At 62.7% G+C, this 17260-nt stretch carries 37 protein-coding genes; 16 read left to right on the top strand and 21 right to left on the bottom strand.

The annotated features are described in order from the left end of the window. Positions 1–29: 29 nt before the first annotated feature. The 21 genes from NKI08_RS13310 to NKI08_RS13210 all read right to left on the bottom strand — a co-directional run bounded on the left by NKI08_RS13310 (position 30) and on the right by NKI08_RS13210 (position 7467). Positions 30–293, bottom strand: a complete 264-nt coding sequence (locus tag NKI08_RS13310) for a hypothetical protein (RefSeq protein WP_352769941.1) — start codon at positions 291–293, stop codon at positions 30–32. A 31-nt stretch (positions 294–324) separates the two neighbouring features. Then, entirely contained in the window at positions 325–780 is a 456-nt protein-coding gene (locus tag NKI08_RS13305) for an ASCH domain-containing protein (protein WP_352769938.1), read from the bottom strand. After that, positions 777–983 carry a hypothetical protein gene (locus tag NKI08_RS13300; RefSeq protein ID WP_352769935.1) on the bottom strand — a complete coding sequence of 69 codons (207 nt, stop codon included), beginning with the start codon at positions 981–983 and terminating at the stop codon, positions 777–779. The genes NKI08_RS13305 and NKI08_RS13300 overlap by 4 nt, the downstream gene beginning before the upstream one ends. Continuing rightward, positions 980–1330: a DUF4031 domain-containing protein gene (locus NKI08_RS13295; RefSeq protein WP_352769932.1), complete on the bottom strand. Its 351-nt coding sequence runs from the start codon at positions 1328–1330 to the stop codon at positions 980–982. Before NKI08_RS13295 ends, NKI08_RS13300 begins: the two co-directional genes overlap by 4 nt. Next, a complete protein-coding gene (locus NKI08_RS13290) occupies positions 1327–1602 on the bottom strand; it encodes a hypothetical protein (RefSeq protein WP_352769929.1) in 276 nt (91 codons plus the stop codon). The genes NKI08_RS13295 and NKI08_RS13290 overlap by 4 nt, the downstream gene beginning before the upstream one ends. Further along, a complete protein-coding gene (locus tag NKI08_RS13285; RefSeq protein WP_352769926.1) occupies positions 1599–1943 on the bottom strand; it encodes a hypothetical protein in 345 nt (114 codons plus the stop codon). Before NKI08_RS13285 ends, NKI08_RS13290 begins: the two co-directional genes overlap by 4 nt. Continuing rightward, positions 1943–2287 carry a BrxR family helix-turn-helix transcriptional regulator gene (locus NKI08_RS13280; RefSeq protein ID WP_352769923.1) on the bottom strand — a complete coding sequence of 115 codons (345 nt, stop codon included), beginning with the start codon at positions 2285–2287 and terminating at the stop codon, positions 1943–1945. Before NKI08_RS13280 ends, NKI08_RS13285 begins: the two co-directional genes overlap by 1 nt. Then, positions 2284–3237, bottom strand: a complete 954-nt coding sequence (locus tag NKI08_RS13275) for a phage Gp37/Gp68 family protein (RefSeq protein ID WP_352769920.1) — start codon at positions 3235–3237, stop codon at positions 2284–2286. The genes NKI08_RS13280 and NKI08_RS13275 overlap by 4 nt, the downstream gene beginning before the upstream one ends. Continuing rightward, positions 3237–3614 (bottom strand): hypothetical protein, encoded by a 378-nt coding sequence (locus NKI08_RS13270; RefSeq protein WP_352769917.1) that lies wholly within the window; start codon positions 3612–3614, stop codon positions 3237–3239. Before NKI08_RS13270 ends, NKI08_RS13275 begins: the two co-directional genes overlap by 1 nt. Next, positions 3607–3909 carry a hypothetical protein gene (locus NKI08_RS13265; RefSeq protein ID WP_352769913.1) on the bottom strand — a complete coding sequence of 101 codons (303 nt, stop codon included), beginning with the start codon at positions 3907–3909 and terminating at the stop codon, positions 3607–3609. Before NKI08_RS13265 ends, NKI08_RS13270 begins: the two co-directional genes overlap by 8 nt. Next, complete coding sequence (locus tag NKI08_RS13260) at positions 3909–4091, bottom strand: hypothetical protein (RefSeq protein WP_352710887.1); 183 nt, start codon at positions 4089–4091, stop codon at positions 3909–3911. Before NKI08_RS13260 ends, NKI08_RS13265 begins: the two co-directional genes overlap by 1 nt. Further along, positions 4084–4341: a hypothetical protein gene (locus NKI08_RS13255; RefSeq protein WP_352622304.1), complete on the bottom strand. Its 258-nt coding sequence runs from the start codon at positions 4339–4341 to the stop codon at positions 4084–4086. The genes NKI08_RS13260 and NKI08_RS13255 overlap by 8 nt, the downstream gene beginning before the upstream one ends. Beyond that, a complete protein-coding gene (locus tag NKI08_RS13250) occupies positions 4338–4463 on the bottom strand; it encodes a hypothetical protein (RefSeq protein ID WP_352769908.1) in 126 nt (41 codons plus the stop codon). The genes NKI08_RS13255 and NKI08_RS13250 overlap by 4 nt, the downstream gene beginning before the upstream one ends. Beyond that, complete coding sequence (locus NKI08_RS13245; RefSeq protein WP_352769905.1) at positions 4460–4675, bottom strand: hypothetical protein; 216 nt, start codon at positions 4673–4675, stop codon at positions 4460–4462. The genes NKI08_RS13250 and NKI08_RS13245 overlap by 4 nt, the downstream gene beginning before the upstream one ends. A 38-nt stretch (positions 4676–4713) precedes the next feature. After that, positions 4714–4932 carry a hypothetical protein gene (locus NKI08_RS13240; RefSeq protein WP_352710879.1) on the bottom strand — a complete coding sequence of 73 codons (219 nt, stop codon included), beginning with the start codon at positions 4930–4932 and terminating at the stop codon, positions 4714–4716. Then, entirely contained in the window at positions 4932–5168 is a 237-nt protein-coding gene (locus NKI08_RS13235; RefSeq protein ID WP_352769902.1) for a hypothetical protein, read from the bottom strand. The genes NKI08_RS13240 and NKI08_RS13235 overlap by 1 nt, the downstream gene beginning before the upstream one ends. Continuing rightward, the gene (locus NKI08_RS13230) at positions 5165–5386 is read right to left on the bottom strand and encodes a hypothetical protein (RefSeq protein WP_352710874.1); all 222 of its coding nucleotides are present in this window, start codon (positions 5384–5386) and stop codon (positions 5165–5167) included. The genes NKI08_RS13235 and NKI08_RS13230 overlap by 4 nt, the downstream gene beginning before the upstream one ends. Further along, positions 5386–5772, bottom strand: a complete 387-nt coding sequence (locus NKI08_RS13225; protein WP_352769899.1) for an HNH endonuclease — start codon at positions 5770–5772, stop codon at positions 5386–5388. Before NKI08_RS13225 ends, NKI08_RS13230 begins: the two co-directional genes overlap by 1 nt. After that, entirely contained in the window at positions 5769–5960 is a 192-nt protein-coding gene (locus tag NKI08_RS13220) for a hypothetical protein (RefSeq protein ID WP_352769896.1), read from the bottom strand. Before NKI08_RS13220 ends, NKI08_RS13225 begins: the two co-directional genes overlap by 4 nt. Further along, entirely contained in the window at positions 5960–6133 is a 174-nt protein-coding gene (locus NKI08_RS13215; RefSeq protein WP_352769893.1) for a hypothetical protein, read from the bottom strand. Before NKI08_RS13215 ends, NKI08_RS13220 begins: the two co-directional genes overlap by 1 nt. Before the next feature lie 971 nt (positions 6134–7104). Next, positions 7105–7467 carry a helix-turn-helix domain-containing protein gene (locus tag NKI08_RS13210; protein WP_352640643.1) on the bottom strand — a complete coding sequence of 121 codons (363 nt, stop codon included), beginning with the start codon at positions 7465–7467 and terminating at the stop codon, positions 7105–7107. A gap of 92 nt (positions 7468–7559) precedes the next feature. Between NKI08_RS13210 and NKI08_RS13205 the strand changes: the two genes are divergently transcribed. Genes NKI08_RS13205 through NKI08_RS13130 form a run of 16 tightly spaced genes read left to right on the top strand, consistent with a single transcriptional unit; the run spans position 7560 to position 17252 of the window. After that, positions 7560–7778: a helix-turn-helix domain-containing protein gene (locus NKI08_RS13205; protein WP_352640645.1), complete on the top strand. Its 219-nt coding sequence runs from the start codon at positions 7560–7562 to the stop codon at positions 7776–7778. Continuing rightward, positions 7775–7948: a hypothetical protein gene (locus tag NKI08_RS13200; RefSeq protein ID WP_352640647.1), complete on the top strand. Its 174-nt coding sequence runs from the start codon at positions 7775–7777 to the stop codon at positions 7946–7948. The genes NKI08_RS13205 and NKI08_RS13200 overlap by 4 nt, the downstream gene beginning before the upstream one ends. Then, entirely contained in the window at positions 7945–8607 is a 663-nt protein-coding gene (locus NKI08_RS13195) for a hypothetical protein (RefSeq protein ID WP_352769889.1), read from the top strand. The genes NKI08_RS13200 and NKI08_RS13195 overlap by 4 nt, the downstream gene beginning before the upstream one ends. Then, positions 8607–9065: a hypothetical protein gene (locus NKI08_RS13190; RefSeq protein WP_352769886.1), complete on the top strand. Its 459-nt coding sequence runs from the start codon at positions 8607–8609 to the stop codon at positions 9063–9065. The genes NKI08_RS13195 and NKI08_RS13190 overlap by 1 nt, the downstream gene beginning before the upstream one ends. Continuing rightward, the gene (locus NKI08_RS13185; RefSeq protein ID WP_352769883.1) at positions 9062–9676 is read left to right on the top strand and encodes a GcrA family cell cycle regulator; all 615 of its coding nucleotides are present in this window, start codon (positions 9062–9064) and stop codon (positions 9674–9676) included. The genes NKI08_RS13190 and NKI08_RS13185 overlap by 4 nt, the downstream gene beginning before the upstream one ends. Continuing rightward, positions 9673–9996, top strand: coding sequence for a hypothetical protein (locus tag NKI08_RS13180; protein WP_352769881.1), 324 nt, complete (start codon positions 9673–9675; stop codon positions 9994–9996). Before NKI08_RS13185 ends, NKI08_RS13180 begins: the two co-directional genes overlap by 4 nt. Next, positions 9996–10352 (top strand): hypothetical protein, encoded by a 357-nt coding sequence (locus NKI08_RS13175; protein ID WP_352769878.1) that lies wholly within the window; start codon positions 9996–9998, stop codon positions 10350–10352. Before NKI08_RS13180 ends, NKI08_RS13175 begins: the two co-directional genes overlap by 1 nt. Next, positions 10352–10813 carry a hypothetical protein gene (locus NKI08_RS13170; protein ID WP_352769875.1) on the top strand — a complete coding sequence of 154 codons (462 nt, stop codon included), beginning with the start codon at positions 10352–10354 and terminating at the stop codon, positions 10811–10813. Before NKI08_RS13175 ends, NKI08_RS13170 begins: the two co-directional genes overlap by 1 nt. Before the next feature lie 3 nt (positions 10814–10816). After that, the gene (locus tag NKI08_RS13165) at positions 10817–11014 is read left to right on the top strand and encodes a hypothetical protein (RefSeq protein ID WP_352769873.1); all 198 of its coding nucleotides are present in this window, start codon (positions 10817–10819) and stop codon (positions 11012–11014) included. Next, a complete protein-coding gene (locus NKI08_RS13160) occupies positions 11011–11379 on the top strand; it encodes a YfdP family phage-associated protein (RefSeq protein ID WP_352769871.1) in 369 nt (122 codons plus the stop codon). The genes NKI08_RS13165 and NKI08_RS13160 overlap by 4 nt, the downstream gene beginning before the upstream one ends. 31 nt (positions 11380–11410) lie before the next feature. Beyond that, the gene (locus NKI08_RS13155; protein WP_352769868.1) at positions 11411–12337 is read left to right on the top strand and encodes a DUF2303 family protein; all 927 of its coding nucleotides are present in this window, start codon (positions 11411–11413) and stop codon (positions 12335–12337) included. Continuing rightward, positions 12334–14019 carry an MT-A70 family methyltransferase gene (locus NKI08_RS13150; protein ID WP_352769865.1) on the top strand — a complete coding sequence of 562 codons (1686 nt, stop codon included), beginning with the start codon at positions 12334–12336 and terminating at the stop codon, positions 14017–14019. The genes NKI08_RS13155 and NKI08_RS13150 overlap by 4 nt, the downstream gene beginning before the upstream one ends. Further along, positions 14016–14216 (top strand): hypothetical protein, encoded by a 201-nt coding sequence (locus NKI08_RS13145; RefSeq protein WP_352769862.1) that lies wholly within the window; start codon positions 14016–14018, stop codon positions 14214–14216. Before NKI08_RS13150 ends, NKI08_RS13145 begins: the two co-directional genes overlap by 4 nt. Beyond that, on the top strand, positions 14213–14383 hold the full coding sequence (locus NKI08_RS13140) for a hypothetical protein (RefSeq protein WP_352769860.1): 171 nt from the start codon (positions 14213–14215) through the stop codon (positions 14381–14383). Before NKI08_RS13145 ends, NKI08_RS13140 begins: the two co-directional genes overlap by 4 nt. After that, on the top strand, positions 14380–14625 hold the full coding sequence (locus tag NKI08_RS13135; protein ID WP_352769857.1) for a hypothetical protein: 246 nt from the start codon (positions 14380–14382) through the stop codon (positions 14623–14625). The genes NKI08_RS13140 and NKI08_RS13135 overlap by 4 nt, the downstream gene beginning before the upstream one ends. Continuing rightward, on the top strand, positions 14622–17252 hold the full coding sequence (locus tag NKI08_RS13130; RefSeq protein WP_352769855.1) for a DNA methyltransferase: 2631 nt from the start codon (positions 14622–14624) through the stop codon (positions 17250–17252). Before NKI08_RS13135 ends, NKI08_RS13130 begins: the two co-directional genes overlap by 4 nt. Positions 17253–17260: the final 8 nt, after the last annotated feature.

Here is a 17260-nt window from a genome sequence, read left to right as displayed (position 1 = left end):
AGGCCTCCTTGATTTGTGCTGTCCGGGTCTCACCCAGTGGTGGCCGCATCTTTGTCGGCGACGGATATCCACACCGGCACCTGCCAGCCGACCACTTTCAGCAGGATGAAGCCGCCTTCGCTGAGGGTCTTGATCTCTTCAGGACTCGGTCTCCAAGCGCTCACGCATTCCGGATTGCCGTAGGAATCCTTGCGATAGAGGATCGGCAGCGTGCCGCACGGCCCATTGGACGGCGTCCAATTCGCCGGAGCACCGGGATTGTGGGTTGCCCCTTTGATGGTGGCTACTTCCATAGGTTTCTCTCCTGGGTCAGAAACGGATAGGTCAAAGCAGGCTGCCCTGCTTCGGAGTGTTCGCTGTCGGCGTGGCGCTGATCTGGTCGCGCCATCTGAAAAACCCGAGGGCGCCCTTGACAGGGATGAATTCGTCCAGCGGTTCGGCGTTGCGCAGCACGAAACCATAGCGACCGAAGAACCACGGGCTGGCGCTGTCGGCGACACAGCCGGCGATCTCGACCGTGCCAACAATGCCGCCGCGCGGCAGCTCCTCGAATGCCGGCAGTGTCAAGCCAGGCGTGAAGGGATGCGTGAGGCTGACGTGATGGATGGTCGCCAGACAATCCTCGTATTCGTCACGTGTTATGCCCTTGGAGGCATGCAGGCAGACGCGGCCTCTGATCTTCGTCGGCCAGTCGCGGTTTTCGATATCCTTGCCGCCATGCAGGATTGCCCATGGCCAAGGCTGACGGACGGAAATGGCGAGGTCGGGGAGATCGATCACAGCAGCTTCCTTTGCGCTCGCGCCGGCCGAGCGCAGTCCTGGCAGGTGTGCGTCCACTCGCCGGCGACCTTGGCGATGACGAAGCCTTCACGCCGCGCGTCGGACACCATCACGTCGAACTCGTCGGCCTGATAGGTTCGGCTCTGCGATTCGCCGCATTCGCAGACGATCTGCTGAAGGCCGGAGTGTTTCTCGATCGTCACAATAGGTCCCCTTCGGATTGACCGAAGCCTAGGGCCCGGCAGCGTGCGATCTGCTCGAGCTTCTTCTGATTGCCGGCCATGCGCGCTGTGTGCTCAACCGGGCCGTATTTGTCGGTCGCGATCGCACCGGCGGCGATCGCCATCGCGCGCTTCGATTGCGCGATGTCGAAGTGCTCCCAGGATGCATCCATGCCGGCGACGCCGATGCCGGCCGGGCGCTGCAACCATTTGCGCTGCACGCCGATCCGGTCGGCCATGGCGAACAGCTCTTCGCGGGTGTCTGCCCACATGTGACACATGAGCAGGCGGCCGAAGGGATGCCTGGCGTTGTCAACATAGACGCTCACGACGGCACCGTCGGGAAGTCTTTCAGATCAAGACTTTCTCCCCGTTCGATGGCCAATTTGGCACCGGCCCTGGTGAGGCGGAACAGGTCAGAGCCGCCAGTCAGTGGTGTTCCGGCCCGGCGCCATGCGTAGCCTGCCGAAACCATGGCCATCCATTCGGTGTGCTCGTGACAGCCTTCGCCCGTCACGAAATAGTTGCGATAGGACTGTCGGCGGCGGCCGTCCAAGCCAAGCGCGTGGCGCGCGAGCTCAATCTGGGTCGGCGTCATCATGAAGGCTCCGTGGCGTTGAGCCCTGCGCTCTCGGCGCGTTGAAGGCCCTTGCGGATTTTTGCGTGGGTGACCAGAAACTGACGGCCCTCCCATTCGAGGACGTAAAGCGGCTCACGATGCCGTGGCTTGGTGATCATCAGCGGCCGTGCGGTGCCGGTCTGGTCGGCGATGGCATACTCGACAGGAACGCCGGCCGGCGCGATGGCTACGCATTTCGCAGGGCGCTGACTGTCATCCTCGGAATTGTGGATGTTCAAGATATCGCCCGGCTTCAACAGCGCGCCGGATGGAACCATCGTTTCGCCGTGGCCGGCGTTGGTCACCAACAGGATGTTCGGCATCAGCGTGCCTCCGGCATGGCGGCGGCTCGCTCGTGCTTGGTGATCGCGTCCGGCAGGTTCTGGCAGACGCAGTAGTCATCGGCCCCGAGACAGCCGCAACGCGCGCCCTGCGCCTTCTTTTCGGCATCGTTCGGGATGCGATCGTCTGCTTTCTCGTAGCGCTTGGTGCTGGTGTTGTAGACGATTAGACCCGGTAGCGCGGCCATCGTGTCCCGAAGGTCATAAGATGCTTGCGGCGTCGAAACGCCGAACTTGGTCTGGATATGCTCACGGTTGATGAAGCCGTAAATCTCAACCATCTCGGCGATCCATGCGATGCGGGTGCGCTTGAACCAGTCGCTCATGAGAAATCGCCCTCCGGCATGGCTTTATGTTCGATGCCGTCGAGCAGCCGGCCGGTGCGCTTCTTTCCGACGCGCCACATGTCCTGGCCGTCTATGTTCCGCGCGGGATAAACCGGGACGTTCGGATATGCGTGCAAGGGGTCCGCGCCGTCGCCTATTCCGAAAGGCCCGTCGCCATCGTCAACGACCTTGACGGGCATCCATTCTCCCCACTGCTTGAAAAAGAACGCCACGCCGGCGGCAGCACACTGGTCGCGGATCGAGCGCGCCCATGCGGGATGCATGGGCCGGGCGTTGTGGCCGCTCTCGCCGCCGACGATGACCCAGTCCGGCTTGACGAACTGGATATTCATCTCGATCGGGCCGAGCAGCGGCTCAAGGCTCCAGAAGCGCGCCGCCGCAGGCGTCTCGTCGAGCCAGCGGCGCCGGTTGTCGTATCGCGTCTGATCTTCCGCCGAAGCGCCACACCAGACATTGTGCAGCGGCCATGAGTAGACTTCCGCCGGCTTGCCGGTGAAAGTGTACCAATTGGCGTAGATGTCATTGAGCAGATCGCGGCGCGACAGGAACTCGCACATGCGGTCTGGTCGCTTGGTGAGCACCTGGTACGTGTGATGGTCGGCGGCGGCCATGACGGTGAATACGTCGAGGATCCATTCGTCCGGCACGTTCTCGGCGAACAGGTCGCCATGGGCACAGACGAAGATGCGGCGCGGCTTTTTCCACTCGAGCGGCTGATGAAGCCATTGCCGGTTAAGCCGCACCTCGCCGGTCCAGACCGGGCCGGCCTTGGTCTCACGGGTGAGACCTTTGCGGCTGTCGATGTGCTTCAGCCTCGTCCCGGCGAGCTTCATGGCATAGCAGTTGGTGCAGCCCGGCGAGACGATCGAACAGCCGGTGATCGGATTCCACGTCGCGTCGGTCCATTCGATTGCGGATTTGTCAGCCATCACGCTCTTCCGCCTTTGACCTGCGGACGCTTCACGGACACTTCGAAATCGTCATCGTCCGACGTTGTCGCCCATCGAACGCGCTCGAGGATGATTGAGAGGATGTCCTCGCCCGCATCGGCGGCGAAACCGCGTGCGAAGTTCTCGACCATGCCGCCGATCACGCGCGATCCGGCATCGAGAAGAACGGTGGCGCTGGTGCCGGCATTCAGTTCGTCCGCGATGAAGAGAGCGAACTGGACTGAAACTTCGACCGCACGGGCTTGGCACGCCAAAACAGGCGCTGCCTTTGCCTCCGGCGGGATGTTTGAAAAAGCCTCGCGCAGCACCTTCTCGAAAGCCTCGCGATTGATGTGGCCGTTGAAGTGGTCAGCCATTGCCGCCACCCCGCTTCGGCTTGATTGAGAAGTCGGTACGGCGCTCGTCGAGATAGGCGGTGCCGCTCGCCTTCATCGCGTCGTCGATGACTTTCATCGCCGCGGCGTGAGTGGCGGCGCCGAAGAACAGCAACTTCACTGGCACCCCGGCCTTGGTCAGGTCGAAGTGGTGCGTCTTGCCGTCCTTCATGTACTCCCATGCGCCGGCCGGGACGCCGACGATGAGGAGCGGAACGCCATCGCCCTGCCCGGTCGGGGACACGGCAAAGACCAGCTTCTCTTCCAGTGTTGCCATCAGTAACCCCTTCCCGGGTTGTCGCAGTAGCTGTCGCGGTCGTAGCGCTGATGAAAGCGCCACCAGCCGGTGCGCGCGGCATCGACCACGGTCTGAAGCCGGCCTTCAAACATTTCGACCTTGCCGGGCACCTCACCTGGCAAGCTCGCTTCGGTGGACTGGGATGGGGGGAATTCAGCCACGGGCGCCATCCTTGTTCCTGGCGCCGGCAAAGCGTTCGATGGCGCTATGCAGGCTTTCCTCGCAGAGGCTGACTGCGGTGGCGGGCGCCAGCTCGTAGTGACGGTGCAGAACCTCCATCATGCCGAACTGGACGGTCTCGAAGAGGACCATCAGCTCCGCATAGGTCGCGCCGCCCTTGATGGCGGGACCGATGACTTCGCGGACGAAGCGGCCGGACAGGAGATCGTGCAGATCGCTCGCCGCACTCATGGCCGCTCGCCCTTCAGCAGCGGGCCGAGCGCGCCGAGCTGCTCGGCGGCGAAGTCGTGCGGCTCGGTCGTCGTGCAAGCCGACAGGAACAGCAACGCTAGGATGATGGCGGCCTTCATCATCTCGGCCTCCTTTTTGACCGGCCGACATCGATAGCCATCATTACGCATTCGATGGGATCGTCATGTTCGCTTTCAGCGACGACCGTCTCCGTGTTGCCAGGCTCAAAAACGCGAAAGCCGTAGAGCGGCTCATCAACCCGGACACGGCCCTTGGCGAACAACCAATGCTTGCCGGGGAATAGGCGGTTCGCCATGTTGATGGCGTCGGCCAATTGCTCGCCTGGTGTTGGACGTGGACCAAGCCTAGTCATCAGCGCAGCCCCACATAGAACAGGCCAGCGATGATCAGGGCCACTGCGATCATCAGGACGGCAAGGATGCCTGAGGCGACTGGACTTCTGACCGTATCGTCGGGGCAGTCGCCGCGGCACATGCATTCCGGCCACTGGTCGCAGATCAGTTGCTTGTTGCCGTGCGGCGGCACCGAAATCAGTTCACGGGGCGGTGTGCGATTGAGGCGGGCGTTCATCAGCCGAGCCTCGGCCAGCAGCCGATGGCGCCAACGATCAGCGCCGCCATCAAGAGGACGATCAGGAACTTTGCCTGAAAGTCCCAGAGCGGACGGGCGCCCAGCGGCGGCAGCTCTTCGAACTCGACATCGTCGAACATGCGCTCGAAGTGGTCGAGCGGTGCGCGGTCTGGCAGTTCGCCTCGGATCTGCGAACGGCTGCGGTTCAGGCGGTCAATGGCATCGCGCGCGGTCATGCCGGGATTCCCATCCAGCATGCGCAGAAGGTCAGGCCGAACATCAAGCTGACCGCAAAGGCGAGCGTGGTCGAAGGAAATTGGAGATCGCTAGCCAGCTTCACCTTGGTGATGATCCCGATGCGCGTACGCTCTGCCCTCTTCCTGGCCTCAGCTGCGGTTTCGGCGTCGACGTGGACCTTTGTCCCGTCGGCGAAATGAATGCGGAACGTCGGCATCAGCGTTGCTCCTCGTGTTGTTTTGGAAAGCCGCGCGATTGCAGCGGGCGGACAGGCTTCGGCCATGTGCCGTCGTTCTTGCGCCTCTGGCGGTCGGCCTTGGCGCGGAGATCGGTTTCAATCGACGATTTGGCCTGGTGGTACAGGTTCAGCGCCGGCGCAAGATTGCTCTCGCGATGCTCGCCGCCGAGAGACAGCGGCCTGATGTGCTCGATCTGCCAGCCTTCGCCGGGCCGGATCCTGCGGCCGGAAATATGGCAACGGCGCCCGGCGCGAACGAAGATGCGATCACGCACCCAGTCGGGAACCGTTGCGTCGGGTGTCGAGCCTATCCATTCGGAAACGCTCCTACCGCCATGAGGATCGGTGATACGGGACGATTTCATTGCCGCAACTCCGGCGGCAGCGAATCGAGGTAGACCCGTTTGACTGTCTCACGACCCTCTGGGGAATGTGTGTGGGGTTCCCGGCCCGCCATCGCTATCTCGGCGATGATCTCGACCGTAAAGCCCATGTCATGCATCTCGCGTAGCATGCGGACGGCACGTACAAGATACTTGTTGCGGTAGGCCATCAGCGGGCCTCCGCCAAGGATGGCGACCGCTCAAGATCAGCGAGGATCTCCGACGGCTTGCGCCCTGCCTTCAGTTGCAGGGATACCCAGTCGAAGACCTTGGGCGAGGCGTCCGCCAGCGCGATCAGGCGCTCGGCGGTATTACCAGGAACAAAGGCTGAAACGCGTTCCATGCTGTCCTCTCAGCCAAGGCACGTGCCTTGGTGAGAGCGACATTACCATGTTGGTATATTGGCGCAAGCGGAAAATTACCAACACGGTACGCTTATGGCTCGCCGACAGACGAGTAGACAAAGCGCCTAACCTCACCGCTGGTCAGCGCGAGTGTTCCTTCGCCGCTGATTTGGGCCGCCATCACACGGGTAAGCGTCGCCGTTCCTGCCGTCGGTGCACTTGACTGGCACGACTAGTGTCAGACTGAGAATTTTCCATGATGCAGCGTAGCGTCAACCGTAATGGTTCCAGAGCCGTGCCCCTATGAGCCCCTATCGAGGATAGACAAGGCATCAGTCAGAAGCTTTACCACAGCAAGCCGATCCGCATCATCTGGCCCAAAAGAACGCTCCAATCTGGCTGCGACTTCCGCGTTCATACTGCGATCGGCCTCGGCCGCTGACATTTTCAGGCGCTTCAAGAGAGAAGGCGATATGCGGATATGGATTGTCAGGCGTTCTTGCGGCGGCATGCCGCGTTTTATGGACGAAAGGCATGCAACCGGAAATAGGTCCACGCCCGCTATAAATACCCCACTCATGCTATACCTTTTCCCCGTTATCCACAGGGTAATGTTACAAGTTGAAATGATCTGGTGATCGATCATCAATGGTTATAATCGTACATGCGTGCCAAATCGGCACAAACGAGCGAGAAGTTCTGGCTCTCACCGGGCAGAATTCCTTTACTAATTCACACAACACATAAATAAAAAGGGGTTAGGGATCGGGCGTGGCAAAATCGGCCTTCAGCAGGCGTGCAGTTTTCTCGGGGATGTTTGCGAGCGCAGCGGTCGCGCCACTGGCAGCGACGCCGGAACCTGACCTGCATGAGAAAATTAGGCTGCAAGCAGCTGCGCTGGCAGAATCAATGACGGCGTTACACGGTGGAACATGGATATGTCACGTCGATCACGATGCGGAGTTCGCCCTTATTCGGCCAGGGCGAATTGCAAGTTAGCCTCAATCAACATTCGCATCCGTTTGCGCTCGGTGCCTTGAAGGCTTTCTAGCCTCTCGAAAAGCGGCCAGAAACTGTCCTGTGCTTCTGGTCTTTCAGGCGCAACATTGGGCGGGTAAAATAGATCGGGTACTTGGCATCCCACCAAGTAGGCGAGGGCTTCCAGATACCCTTTGCCCCAGTCGCGCTCGCCGGTCTCAATCCTCGACACCGTAGCAGGTGCAGTATTCATAGCCTCAGCGAGCGCCGGCTGTGTTGGGAACTTCGTCTCCCTCCACTCTGCCAGATAAATTTTGGCCTCTGGGGCCTCGTCAAGTTTGATCCTAGCGACCATGGCTGAACTTACCAACATGGTTGAGCGGCGTATTCAGCCAACTTGGTAATTTTGATCTTGCGCGTGAATTACCATGATGGTACATCCGCGCAATGGAACAGCTCAGAAATTGGCGGAAAGCGAGCGGCTTAAGCACGGAAGAGGCGGGCCATCTGATCGGCGTGAGCAACGTCCAATGGTCACGAATCGAGGCGGGTTCCCGGAAGGTTGCCCCGGAAAAAGTTCTGGAGCTTGAACGCATCACCGGCATCTCTCGCCACGAAATTCGACCCGATGTCTTTGGGCCAGCCGTCAACGGAGAGGCCGCATGAACTCGGTCTCCGGCTCCCGCCGCCTTTGGTGCCGCATCTTCCATCATCGTAAAATGCGCCACGGTGCCGTTTTCTTCCACAGAAACCGATCGGTAACCTTAAGCCGTAACCATTTTGCGGGCTCGCGCATCATCCAATCTAATGGCGACGCCATCGAGGTGCTGCCATGAAGGCGCCCCTCGCCACCGGCGCGGTCCTCGCAGATGGCGAGCGGCTTGCTGGCATCAGTTTCACCGAACGTCTTGTGCCGCGGCGCGCCGATTTCTCGAATGCACAGAGGCCCTCGATCAACGATGAGCCATCCCTGGGGGCGGGTCCGCAAGCCGAAGCCTCCCTTGCCGGCATAGGTAGCAGGACGCTTGCGGATCGTGAGGGCCGCCTTGAAGGGGAGGCGGCTTCGGCTGACCTCCCCGCCATTTCCTCTCCCTCCCAGGAGAACGCGGCTGCCGCCGAAGCCCAAGACCTCCCGGCTTCGGCGGCATTTTCCCATTTCACAGAATCCTGTCCTTGCGCCGCAACGGGGCAGGATAAGACCGCGCCGGAGTTGAAGATTGCCTCTTCCGGCTCCGGCGCGGTCACCCTTTCCATCGAGCTGAAACCGGCGGTGGCGCTGATCCTCAATCTGGCGGTCACCGCCAAGGGCTTGCCCGCCGAAGAGATCATCGCCCGCGCCATCTGTGTGTATGCCGAAGCCATCGGGATTCCCTCGCTTGCCCGACAGATAGAATCCGAGGCGGGCGAGCGTCACGCAAATAGCATTTCCGACGATTTCCACGAAGTGCCGGCGTTCGACCGCACCGGCCTCAACCGGTTTGGGAAAGGCCGCTGATGTCCCGCTCATCCTCCGACAAGCAGCGCCACAGCCTGAAGATGGCGGTGGCGCGCGTCATCGACCTGATCGGCGCGGGCAATCTCGCCGAGACGGTCACGCGGGTCAACGCCACGATGCTGTCGCGCTACATCGCGCCACACGAAGACGATCGGCATGCCGGTATCGACGTGGTGCTCGACCTCGAGCTCGCGGCCGGCGATCCGGCGGTGACGCGTACGCTCGCCGCCCTGCAAGGCTACGACCTGGTCAAGGCTGAGCAGAAGGGCACCGGCCAAAACCTCGACCTCGACGATCTGCAGCGCCTGCATCGCGAGGCCTCCGAAGCGGTGTCGGCGATCATGGCCGGCATCGCCGACCAGACGATCACGCCGGCGGCAAAGAAACGGATCCTGAACGAGCTCGCCGACCTTCGCCAGGCAATCGCGGCGATCGAAGCGAAGGTGGAGGCGGCATGACGAGCATCGGCAGCGGCTATTCGGCGGCGGAGATTGCCGCCATTGCAGGATGGCTGCGCGACGGCGACGCGGCCTCGCGCATCGCCGTGCGGCTTTCGGAGCTTCGCCGGGAAAGCGTGAGCCGCAATGCCATCGTCGGCATTGTCCATCGCAACAAGGACCTGAAGGCAATTGGCTTTGCACGTGCGGCCGGCGGCTCACGCCCGCCGCTGCACAAGCGCAAAAAGCAAGCGGCTCTGCTCAAGGCCGTGCCGCATTCGCCACTGACGCGAAAAGCAGAGCAGCGCGCCGTCGGGCACACGGCCTATCTGCCGAGAAAACTGTTCGTGCAGAGCGTGGGCGAAACGTCACCCGATCCGGCCTGCCTCCATCTCTACGCCGAAGCTCCGGCGCCGCGCCCGCGCCCGGTAATCAGTCCCAGGAAATATGATGTTGGCAGCCGGCAACTGCCGCTGGCCGAGCTTGGTTCCAACCAGTGCCGCTTTGCGGTCAACGATGCGCCGGCCGGCGAGTTGCATCTGTTCTGCGGTGAGGTGACGGGCGAGGGCGCTTCCTATTGCGCGCACCATTCCGCACGCGTCTATGCCGGCTTCTCGGCGAGGGCCGCATGACGCCCGACACCATAGAGCGCAAGCAGTTCGCCTTCGCCGTGTCGCCGAAGGTCTTCGATGCGGTGACGAAGCGTGCCCGCTCGCAAGGCATGTCGCCGACCGGTTACGCGAAGCTGCTGTTCGACGCCGCCTTCGCTGCGCGCATCGGCCAGGAGCGCGGTGATCCGGCGAGCGATGCCGAACTCGACCGGCAGGTGACGCTGGTCTTTGCCTGCGCCGGGCAGGGCGATGCGGAGGCGATCTCGACCGCCACCGGCGTCAGGCTGTCGCTGGTTACGACGATCCTCAAGGCATGGCGCAAACAGGGTGGGACAAAATGATGCGCGTCAGAACAATTCTCGCGGTAGGCATTCTCGCGGCGGGTTACGCCGCAGCCTGGCCGATGATCTTCGGCAGCGACGTCGCCTTCCCGCATGATGCGCTGCCGACCGTCGCCAAGCCGCAAGGCTGGTCTTATCCGTTCGCCTGCTGCTCCGGCTATGACTGCCGCGAGGTGCCCGACGCCGACATCGTCGAGGGCGCACGCGGCTACGAGATTCGCGCCACCGGCGAACTGATCGCGATGACCGATCCGAAGGTCAGGCGGAGCCCCGACGGCAAGTTCCATTGGTGCTCGGTCGCCGGCGCCAATGACGGCAAGACGATCTGCCTGTTCGTGCCGCCGCGGGGGTTTTGATGGGCGGCTTTGGATTCAAGGAAGCCGAGCGTGCCGATGCCGTCTACCGGTATTCGGTCAGGTGCGACCGTGCGACCAGCACCAGGATCGAAGCGGCGGCGCGCAAGGCCGGCATCAGCGTGACGGCGTTCGTGCAGCGGCATTTCGAGACCATCCTCGATGCCAGGCCGAATGCGACCAAGCTCGCCTCTTTCGATGCTGCCGGCTTCGATGCCGTGGAGTTCAGCAAGTGCCATCACGTCACGCTGATGGCCGCGAAGCTGTGGTGCGCGCTTCGCGTCCATGCCGGGGAAAATGGCCACGTCCAGCGCTTCCAGACCCTGCTCGCCGAAGACATCGGCTGCGACCATGCATCGACCGGCCGGCTGGTTCTGGCGCTGATCGAGGCTGGCCTTCTGGAGACGGTGCGCAAAGGCAAGATGGGCACGTCTGCAACCTACCGCGTCATCGGCGAGAGCTGAGCGATGAACCTGCCTCTCAAGGACCGGCTCTCGCTCGCCGCCGTGACGCTCGACTTCCTCGCCAAGATCATGCGCGGCGAAGGCGACGACGGTAACGCGCGAAGCCTCGCCAATGACGTCGAATGGCTCGGCGCTCGTGTTCGCGAGCGGCTTACGGCCGAAGAGCAATTTTCTCAAACAGCAGAAAGGACCGGACCATGAGCCGCGTGCTGCGCACCTTCCGTGAAATGCTTGGCCTGCTCTCGCGTGGCGACTTTTCACGTCACTGCGACAAGCTCCTGAACGAAGCGATTCAGGCGGTCGAGGAATGCCCGGCCGACAAGTGCAAGGCCGAGATCATCGTCAAGATCACGCTCGACTATGAGCTTGGCCGCATCGACATCAAGGCCGACGCCAAATCGAAGCTGCCCGACACCGTGAAGTTCATGAAGACGCCGTTCTGGGCCGTCGACGGCCAGCTCTCTGTCGAGCACCCGAACCAGATCGACATGTTCCGCGCGCCGCGCGCGGCTGCCTCGCGCGAAAGCGAGGATGACGACACAGACGAGGAAGCCGCGGCCTCCTGATCTCTTTCTTAACCCCTGAAAGGAAACGGCCATGGCCGACAAGCAGCAGAACGTGCCTATCGAACCGCATGCAATCGAACTGGTGACGGCCCTGGCAAAACAGGCAGCCGCACCCGAGATCCTGATTCTGGACACGGTCGGGCTCGGTGACGATCTCCCGGAGAAGATCCCGGTCGCGTTTGATCGTGTCACTTCCAGCTTCAAGTCGCTGAAAGGCCTGGTGCAGGAGTTCCGCGACGTCAAAGCCCGCCGCAAGGGCACGGCGCGCGCCGAGACGCTGGAAAGCTTCATCGCCCTGATCGACCGCCACAAAGACGCCCAGTCGGCGCTGTTCGGAAAGTGCGCATGGCCGGAGCCGAAGCTCACCGCCGTGCTGAACTACAATGCGGCCAATGCCGACGTCCGTCCCGCCGACCATCGGATCATCTACGCATTCCCGCTGACGGAAGAGTTCAAGGCGTGGGTCGGCGCCAACGCCAAGCCGATGGAACAGGAAGTCTTTGCCGCCTTCCTCGAGGAGCATGCCGCCGAACTGGCCGCGCCGACGGACGGCGAGGTCAGCGAATACGAAAGGCTGTTCAACGAAAAGATGGCGACGCCGTCGGACGTCGTTGCGCTGTCGCGCTATCTCGAGGTGTTCGTTGCCGCCCGCGCAAAGCAGGGCATTCGCCTGCAGACGGGCGAGCGCACGGTGGAGTTCGCGGAAGAGCATCAGAACGCCAAGGGCGAGGCGATCACGGTGCCGGGCATCTTCATGCTGTCGGTGCCTGCTTTCGTCGACGGCGAGGTGGTGCGCATTCCGGCGCGGCTGCGCTATCGCGTCGCCGGCGGCAAGGTCATGTGGTTCTACCAGCTCTATCGCTGGGAATTCTTCCTGCGCGAGCAGGTGGAGAGTGACCTCGAAACGGTCGCCAAGGCGACCGGCCTGCCTGCATTCGAAGGTGCGCCGGAGCAATGATCCGCGCCAAGCCGAAGTCATCCGCCATCGCGCCGGCCTCGCCGTCGGCACTGCCATCGCTTGTTCGTCAAGCGGCGGCAGCGCTGGCGCGTGCGGAGACTTCGGCAGAGGTGCTGGCCGCCGCCGAAATGGCGTCGACCATCTATGATGCCGCCAAGCGCACGGCGCGCCTGCAGAGGGCGCGGCGGGCGCATGACGAGCTGATCGCCGCGACGCACCGCACGCAAGCCGACGCGCTGGAAATCGAGGCGATGGCCAAGCGCCGGCTGGCCGACGAATATGATGCGGCGCAGCCTGCCGGTGCTGCCAAGGGCGGACGTCCGAAAACCGTTCCGGACGGGAACGGTTTTACCGCGCAAGAGGCCGGGCTATCTCGCAAGCAGGTTTTCGAATCGCGGCAGATACGGGACGCGATCGAGCAGGATCCGGATGTCGTCAAGCGTGCGCTGACGGACATCCTCGCAAGCGGCTCCGAACCGACGCGCACGGCATTGAAGCGTGCCATCGCGCCGGCGGTGAAATCGATCCGCGCCGAGGTGCAGGCTGAAAAGAAGGAACGCCGCGGCGAGCGCGAGATCGAGCTTGCCGCGCGCCAGGTGGCGCTGCCGGTGAAGAAATACGGCATCATCTATGCCGATCCGGAATGGAAGTTCGAGCCGTGGAATGCCGACACCGGCATGGATCGCGCGCCGGACAATCACTATCCGACCAGCGATCTGCTGACCTTGATGAAGCGGGACGTCGGCGCGATCGCCGCCAAGGATTGCGTGCTGTTCCTGTGGGCGACGGCGCCGATGCTGGTAGAGGCGATCTGCGTTCTCGACGCATGGGGCTTCGCCTGGATCGAGCGCGACGCCACAACCGGCTACCTGATGCCGAACAAGGCGCATGCCCGCTATGTCAGCCACTGGGCCTGGCTGAAGCAGAAGATTGCGCCCGGCTATTGGAACCGCGGCAAGCACGAAATCCTGCTGATCGCCACGCGCGGCAACCCGGTGGCCCCGGCAATGGGCGACCAACTGCACAGCTGGGTCGACGATGTGGCGATCGAGGCCGATGCGACCAAGCATTCTGCCAAGCCGGACGTCTTCGCCGGGTGGATCGAAAAGCACTGGCCGAACACGCCGAAGATCGAACTCAACGCGCGCAGCGCGCGCCCAGGCTGGGAGGTCTGGGGCAATGAATCGGAACTGGCGACACCTGAGGCGGTCGGTGATGGCGGACCTGTAGCGCCGCACGCCGTGCCAATTGCAGTAACGGATGACGGGTGCGCATCGGTTACCGCCGCCGAGCTTACCGAATTCAAGATGCTCGGCGCTGTCGCCGACGGCATCACAGTTTCCGGACCACTGTTCGAAACCCTCAAGGAAAGGGGCCTGATTTGGGCGGGCAGGGAACTGTCTGTCGGCGGTGCCAAGCGTCTCGCCGAACTTGGGCGGTTGGTAGACGCCGCGTCCGATGGCGATGCCGTCAATGTTGTCGATTGCAAGAAAAGAGGCTTCAGCGATGCGTTGGCCGATTGGACCGAATTCAATCGGCTGAAGGCTCGTGACGATCTGAGCCCGGACGAAATCGCGCGGCGTGATGCGCTCCAGCCCATCGTCGAAGCCGAGATCACGCCAAAAGCGGAGCCCATTGCACCTCCGACGAAGCGCCGACCGCGCAAGGCGGTGCCGGCATGAGCGAATTCCAGAGATGCCTAGCCTTCGCCCGCGCCGACGCCCTCGAGATGCGTCGTCTGCTGAAGCGGACGGATGAAATCCCTTCGAACGAACTGGCAGTGCACCTCGCCGCCTTGCGTGTTCAACACGCAATGATCGGCCGTGATCTCGACAGGCTGCAGAAGGCCGCAGCACTTGAAAAGGCGGTGCCGGCATGATCGCCACCATCTTCATCGTCGGACTGCTTTCGGCATTGGGTTGTGGCTTCAACATCGTTGCTACGAAGAATTCCGACTGGAAGCTTGAGCTGGTCTGGACACTCGGCGGTGCGACTGGCGGCGCCTTGATGTTGGCCGCGCTTTATCTGTCGCGGGTGCCGGCATGAACGCGCCCGTCACCTCAAGCTGCCTTGCCGCGCTGAAATGGCTGCGCAACCGCAATGGTGACGGGGGTTTCGATCGCAACCAGGTGCTGCTCGCCGGTGGCGACCGCGCCCCGGTGATGCGGGCGACATGGAACAAGCTCGCCGCCGCTGAGCTGGTCGAGTTCTACCAGGAGCGCAGGCGCCTGCGCGTCACCCAGGCCGGATATCTCTGCGACCTCTCGCGTGTCGAGGAATCGGCATGAACGCGCCCGTCACCTTCCCCGACGATCCCTATCTCGACTTCCTGCGCGGCAAGATGCAACTGGCCAAGGCGGACGGGTTCGACGTCGCGCTCGACGACATCAACCCGGCCGGTGCACCGCATTGCCGGGCCATCGTGCGCTGGGCGCTGAAGGGCGGCAGCCGCGCCATCTTCGCATCGTTCGGGCTGCACAAGACCTTCATGCAGATCGAGCTGATGCGGCTGGTCGGACAGTTCGCGCCTGGTCTGCGGCTGATCGTGATCCCGCTCGGCGTGCGCCACGAATTCTTCGCCGAGGCGGAAGAGCGCTTTGCCGGCGACTGCGCCGTGAAGCTGAAGTTCATCCAGAGCGATGACGGCATTGAAGGCGAAGACACGATCTACCTGACCAATTACGAAAGCGTGCTGGCCGGCAAGATCGACGTGTCGCGCTTCGTCGGGGCGAGCCTCGACGAGGCGGCCGTGCTGCGCGGCTATGGGACAAAAACCTTCCAGACGTTCCTGCCGCTGTTCAAGGCGGTGCGCTTCAAGTTCGTCGCCACGGCGACGCCGTCGCCGAACCGCACCAAGGAACTGATCCACTATGCCGGCTTCCTCGGCGTGATGGACACCGGCCAGGCGCTGACGCGGTTCTTCCAGCGCAATTCGGAAAAGGCCGGCGACCTGACGCTGTTCCCGCATAAGGAAGATGAATTCTGGCTGTGGGTGCACAGCTGGGCGGTGTTTCTGCAATCGCCTTCCGATCTCGGCTTTTCCGACGATGGCTATGTGCTGCCGCCGGTGACGGTGAACTGGCACGAGGTGCCGATCGACCATTCGACGGCCGGCGAGGATCGCGACGGGCAGGGCCTGCTGCTGCGCAACGCCGCGCTCGGCGTGGTGCAGGCGAGTGCTGCCAAGCGCGACAGCCTGGCGGCGCGGATCGCCAAGATGTCGGAGCTGATCGCGCAGGATCCTGAGGCGCACCGCATCCTGTGGCATGACCTCGAGGATGAACGCCGGGCGATCGAGGCGGCGGTGCCCGGCGTGCGCTCGATCTATGGCACGCAAGGCCTAGAGGCGAACGAGAAGAACGCCATCGGCTTCAAGGACGGCAAGTTCCGCGACCTCGCGACCAAGCCGGAAATGTCGGGCGCCGGCAACAATTTCCAGAAACATTGCCATTGGGCGATCTTCGTCGGCGTCGGCTTCAAGTTCCACGACTTCATCCAGGCGGTGCACCGGATCGTGCGCTTCGGCCAGGCGCATGAATGCCGCATCGACATCATCTTTTCGGAAGCCGAGCGCGAAGTGCGCCGCAACCTCGAAGGCAAATGGGCCGAGCATGAGCGGCTGATGGCGCGCATGGCCGAGATCATCCGCCGCTATGGGCTGGACGGCCTCCCACTCGACGACGTGCTGTCGCGCTCGATCGGCGTCGTGCGGCGCGAGGAGCGCGGCGACAGCTTCGTCATTGCGCATAATGATGCCGTGCTCGAGGCGCGCCTGACCGCCAGCGCCAGCATCGGCGAGATTGTCACCTCGATCCCGTTCGCCAACCACTACGAATACACGGCGAGCTACAATGATTTCGGCCACACCGACGACAATGGCCATTTCTGGGCGCAGATGGATTTCCTGACGCCGGAGCTGCTTAGGATCCTGAAGCCCGGCCGGCTGGCCTGCATCCATGTCAAGGACCGGGTGCTATTCGGCTCGGTGACCGGCGAAGGCGTGCCGACCGTCTCGCCGTTCCATGCCGAGGCGATCTTCCACTACCTCAAGCACGGTTTTCAGTTCGTCGGCATGATCACCATCGCCACCGACGTGGTGAAGGAAAACAACCAGACCTATCGGCTGACCTATTCCGAGATGATGAAGGACGCCACCAAGATGGGCGTCGGCTGTCCGGAATATGTGCTGCTGTTCCGCCGGCCGCAGAGCGATCTCACCCGCGGCTATGCCGACGAACCTGTTGTGCACGACAAGCCGCTGGTGATCGCGCCAGACGGCAGCCATGAGCGCTGGAGCGACGGCGACCGCCGGCCGCAGGTCGCGGCCAGCGGCTACACGCTGGCGCGCTGGCAGCTCGACGCGCATGCGTTCTGGCCGTCATCCGGCGATAGGTTGCTGACCACTGATGAACTTGTGCGGCTCGGACCGAAGCCGCTGCGCGCGCTGTTCCAGAAGGTTTCCGAAGAGGCGATCTACGATTTCGAAATGCATGTGAAGCTCGGCGAGGAACTGGCCGCGCGCGATTCACTCTCCAAGACCTACATGACGCTCGATCCGCCATCGAAGCACGAGGCGATCTGGACCGATGTGGTGCGCATGCTGACGCTGAATGGTGAGCAGGCGTTCAAGAATTTGGAGAAGCACGTTTGTCCTCTGCAGTTCGACATCGTCGACCGGCTGATCGAGCGCTATTCCAACAACGGCGATATCATCTACGACCCGTTCGGCGGGCTGATGACCGTGCCCTATCGAGCGATCCTCAAGGGCCGGCGCGGGCAGGCCTCCGAGCTTTCCGCCACCTACTTCCATGACGGCACGCACTATTGCCGCAAGGCCGAAGCGCAGTTGGCTGTGCCGACCATGTTCGACATGCTGGGCATCGGCGAGAGTGACCTGGTGGAGGCGGCGGAATGAACCGTTCG

It is taken from the genome of Mesorhizobium sp. M0768 (assembly GCF_040320195.1).
In the GTDB taxonomy this organism is placed as follows: domain Bacteria; phylum Pseudomonadota; class Alphaproteobacteria; order Rhizobiales; family Rhizobiaceae; genus Mesorhizobium.
Note: the sequence above shows the minus strand (reverse complement) of the source record. Positions and strands in the feature narration are given on the sequence as shown.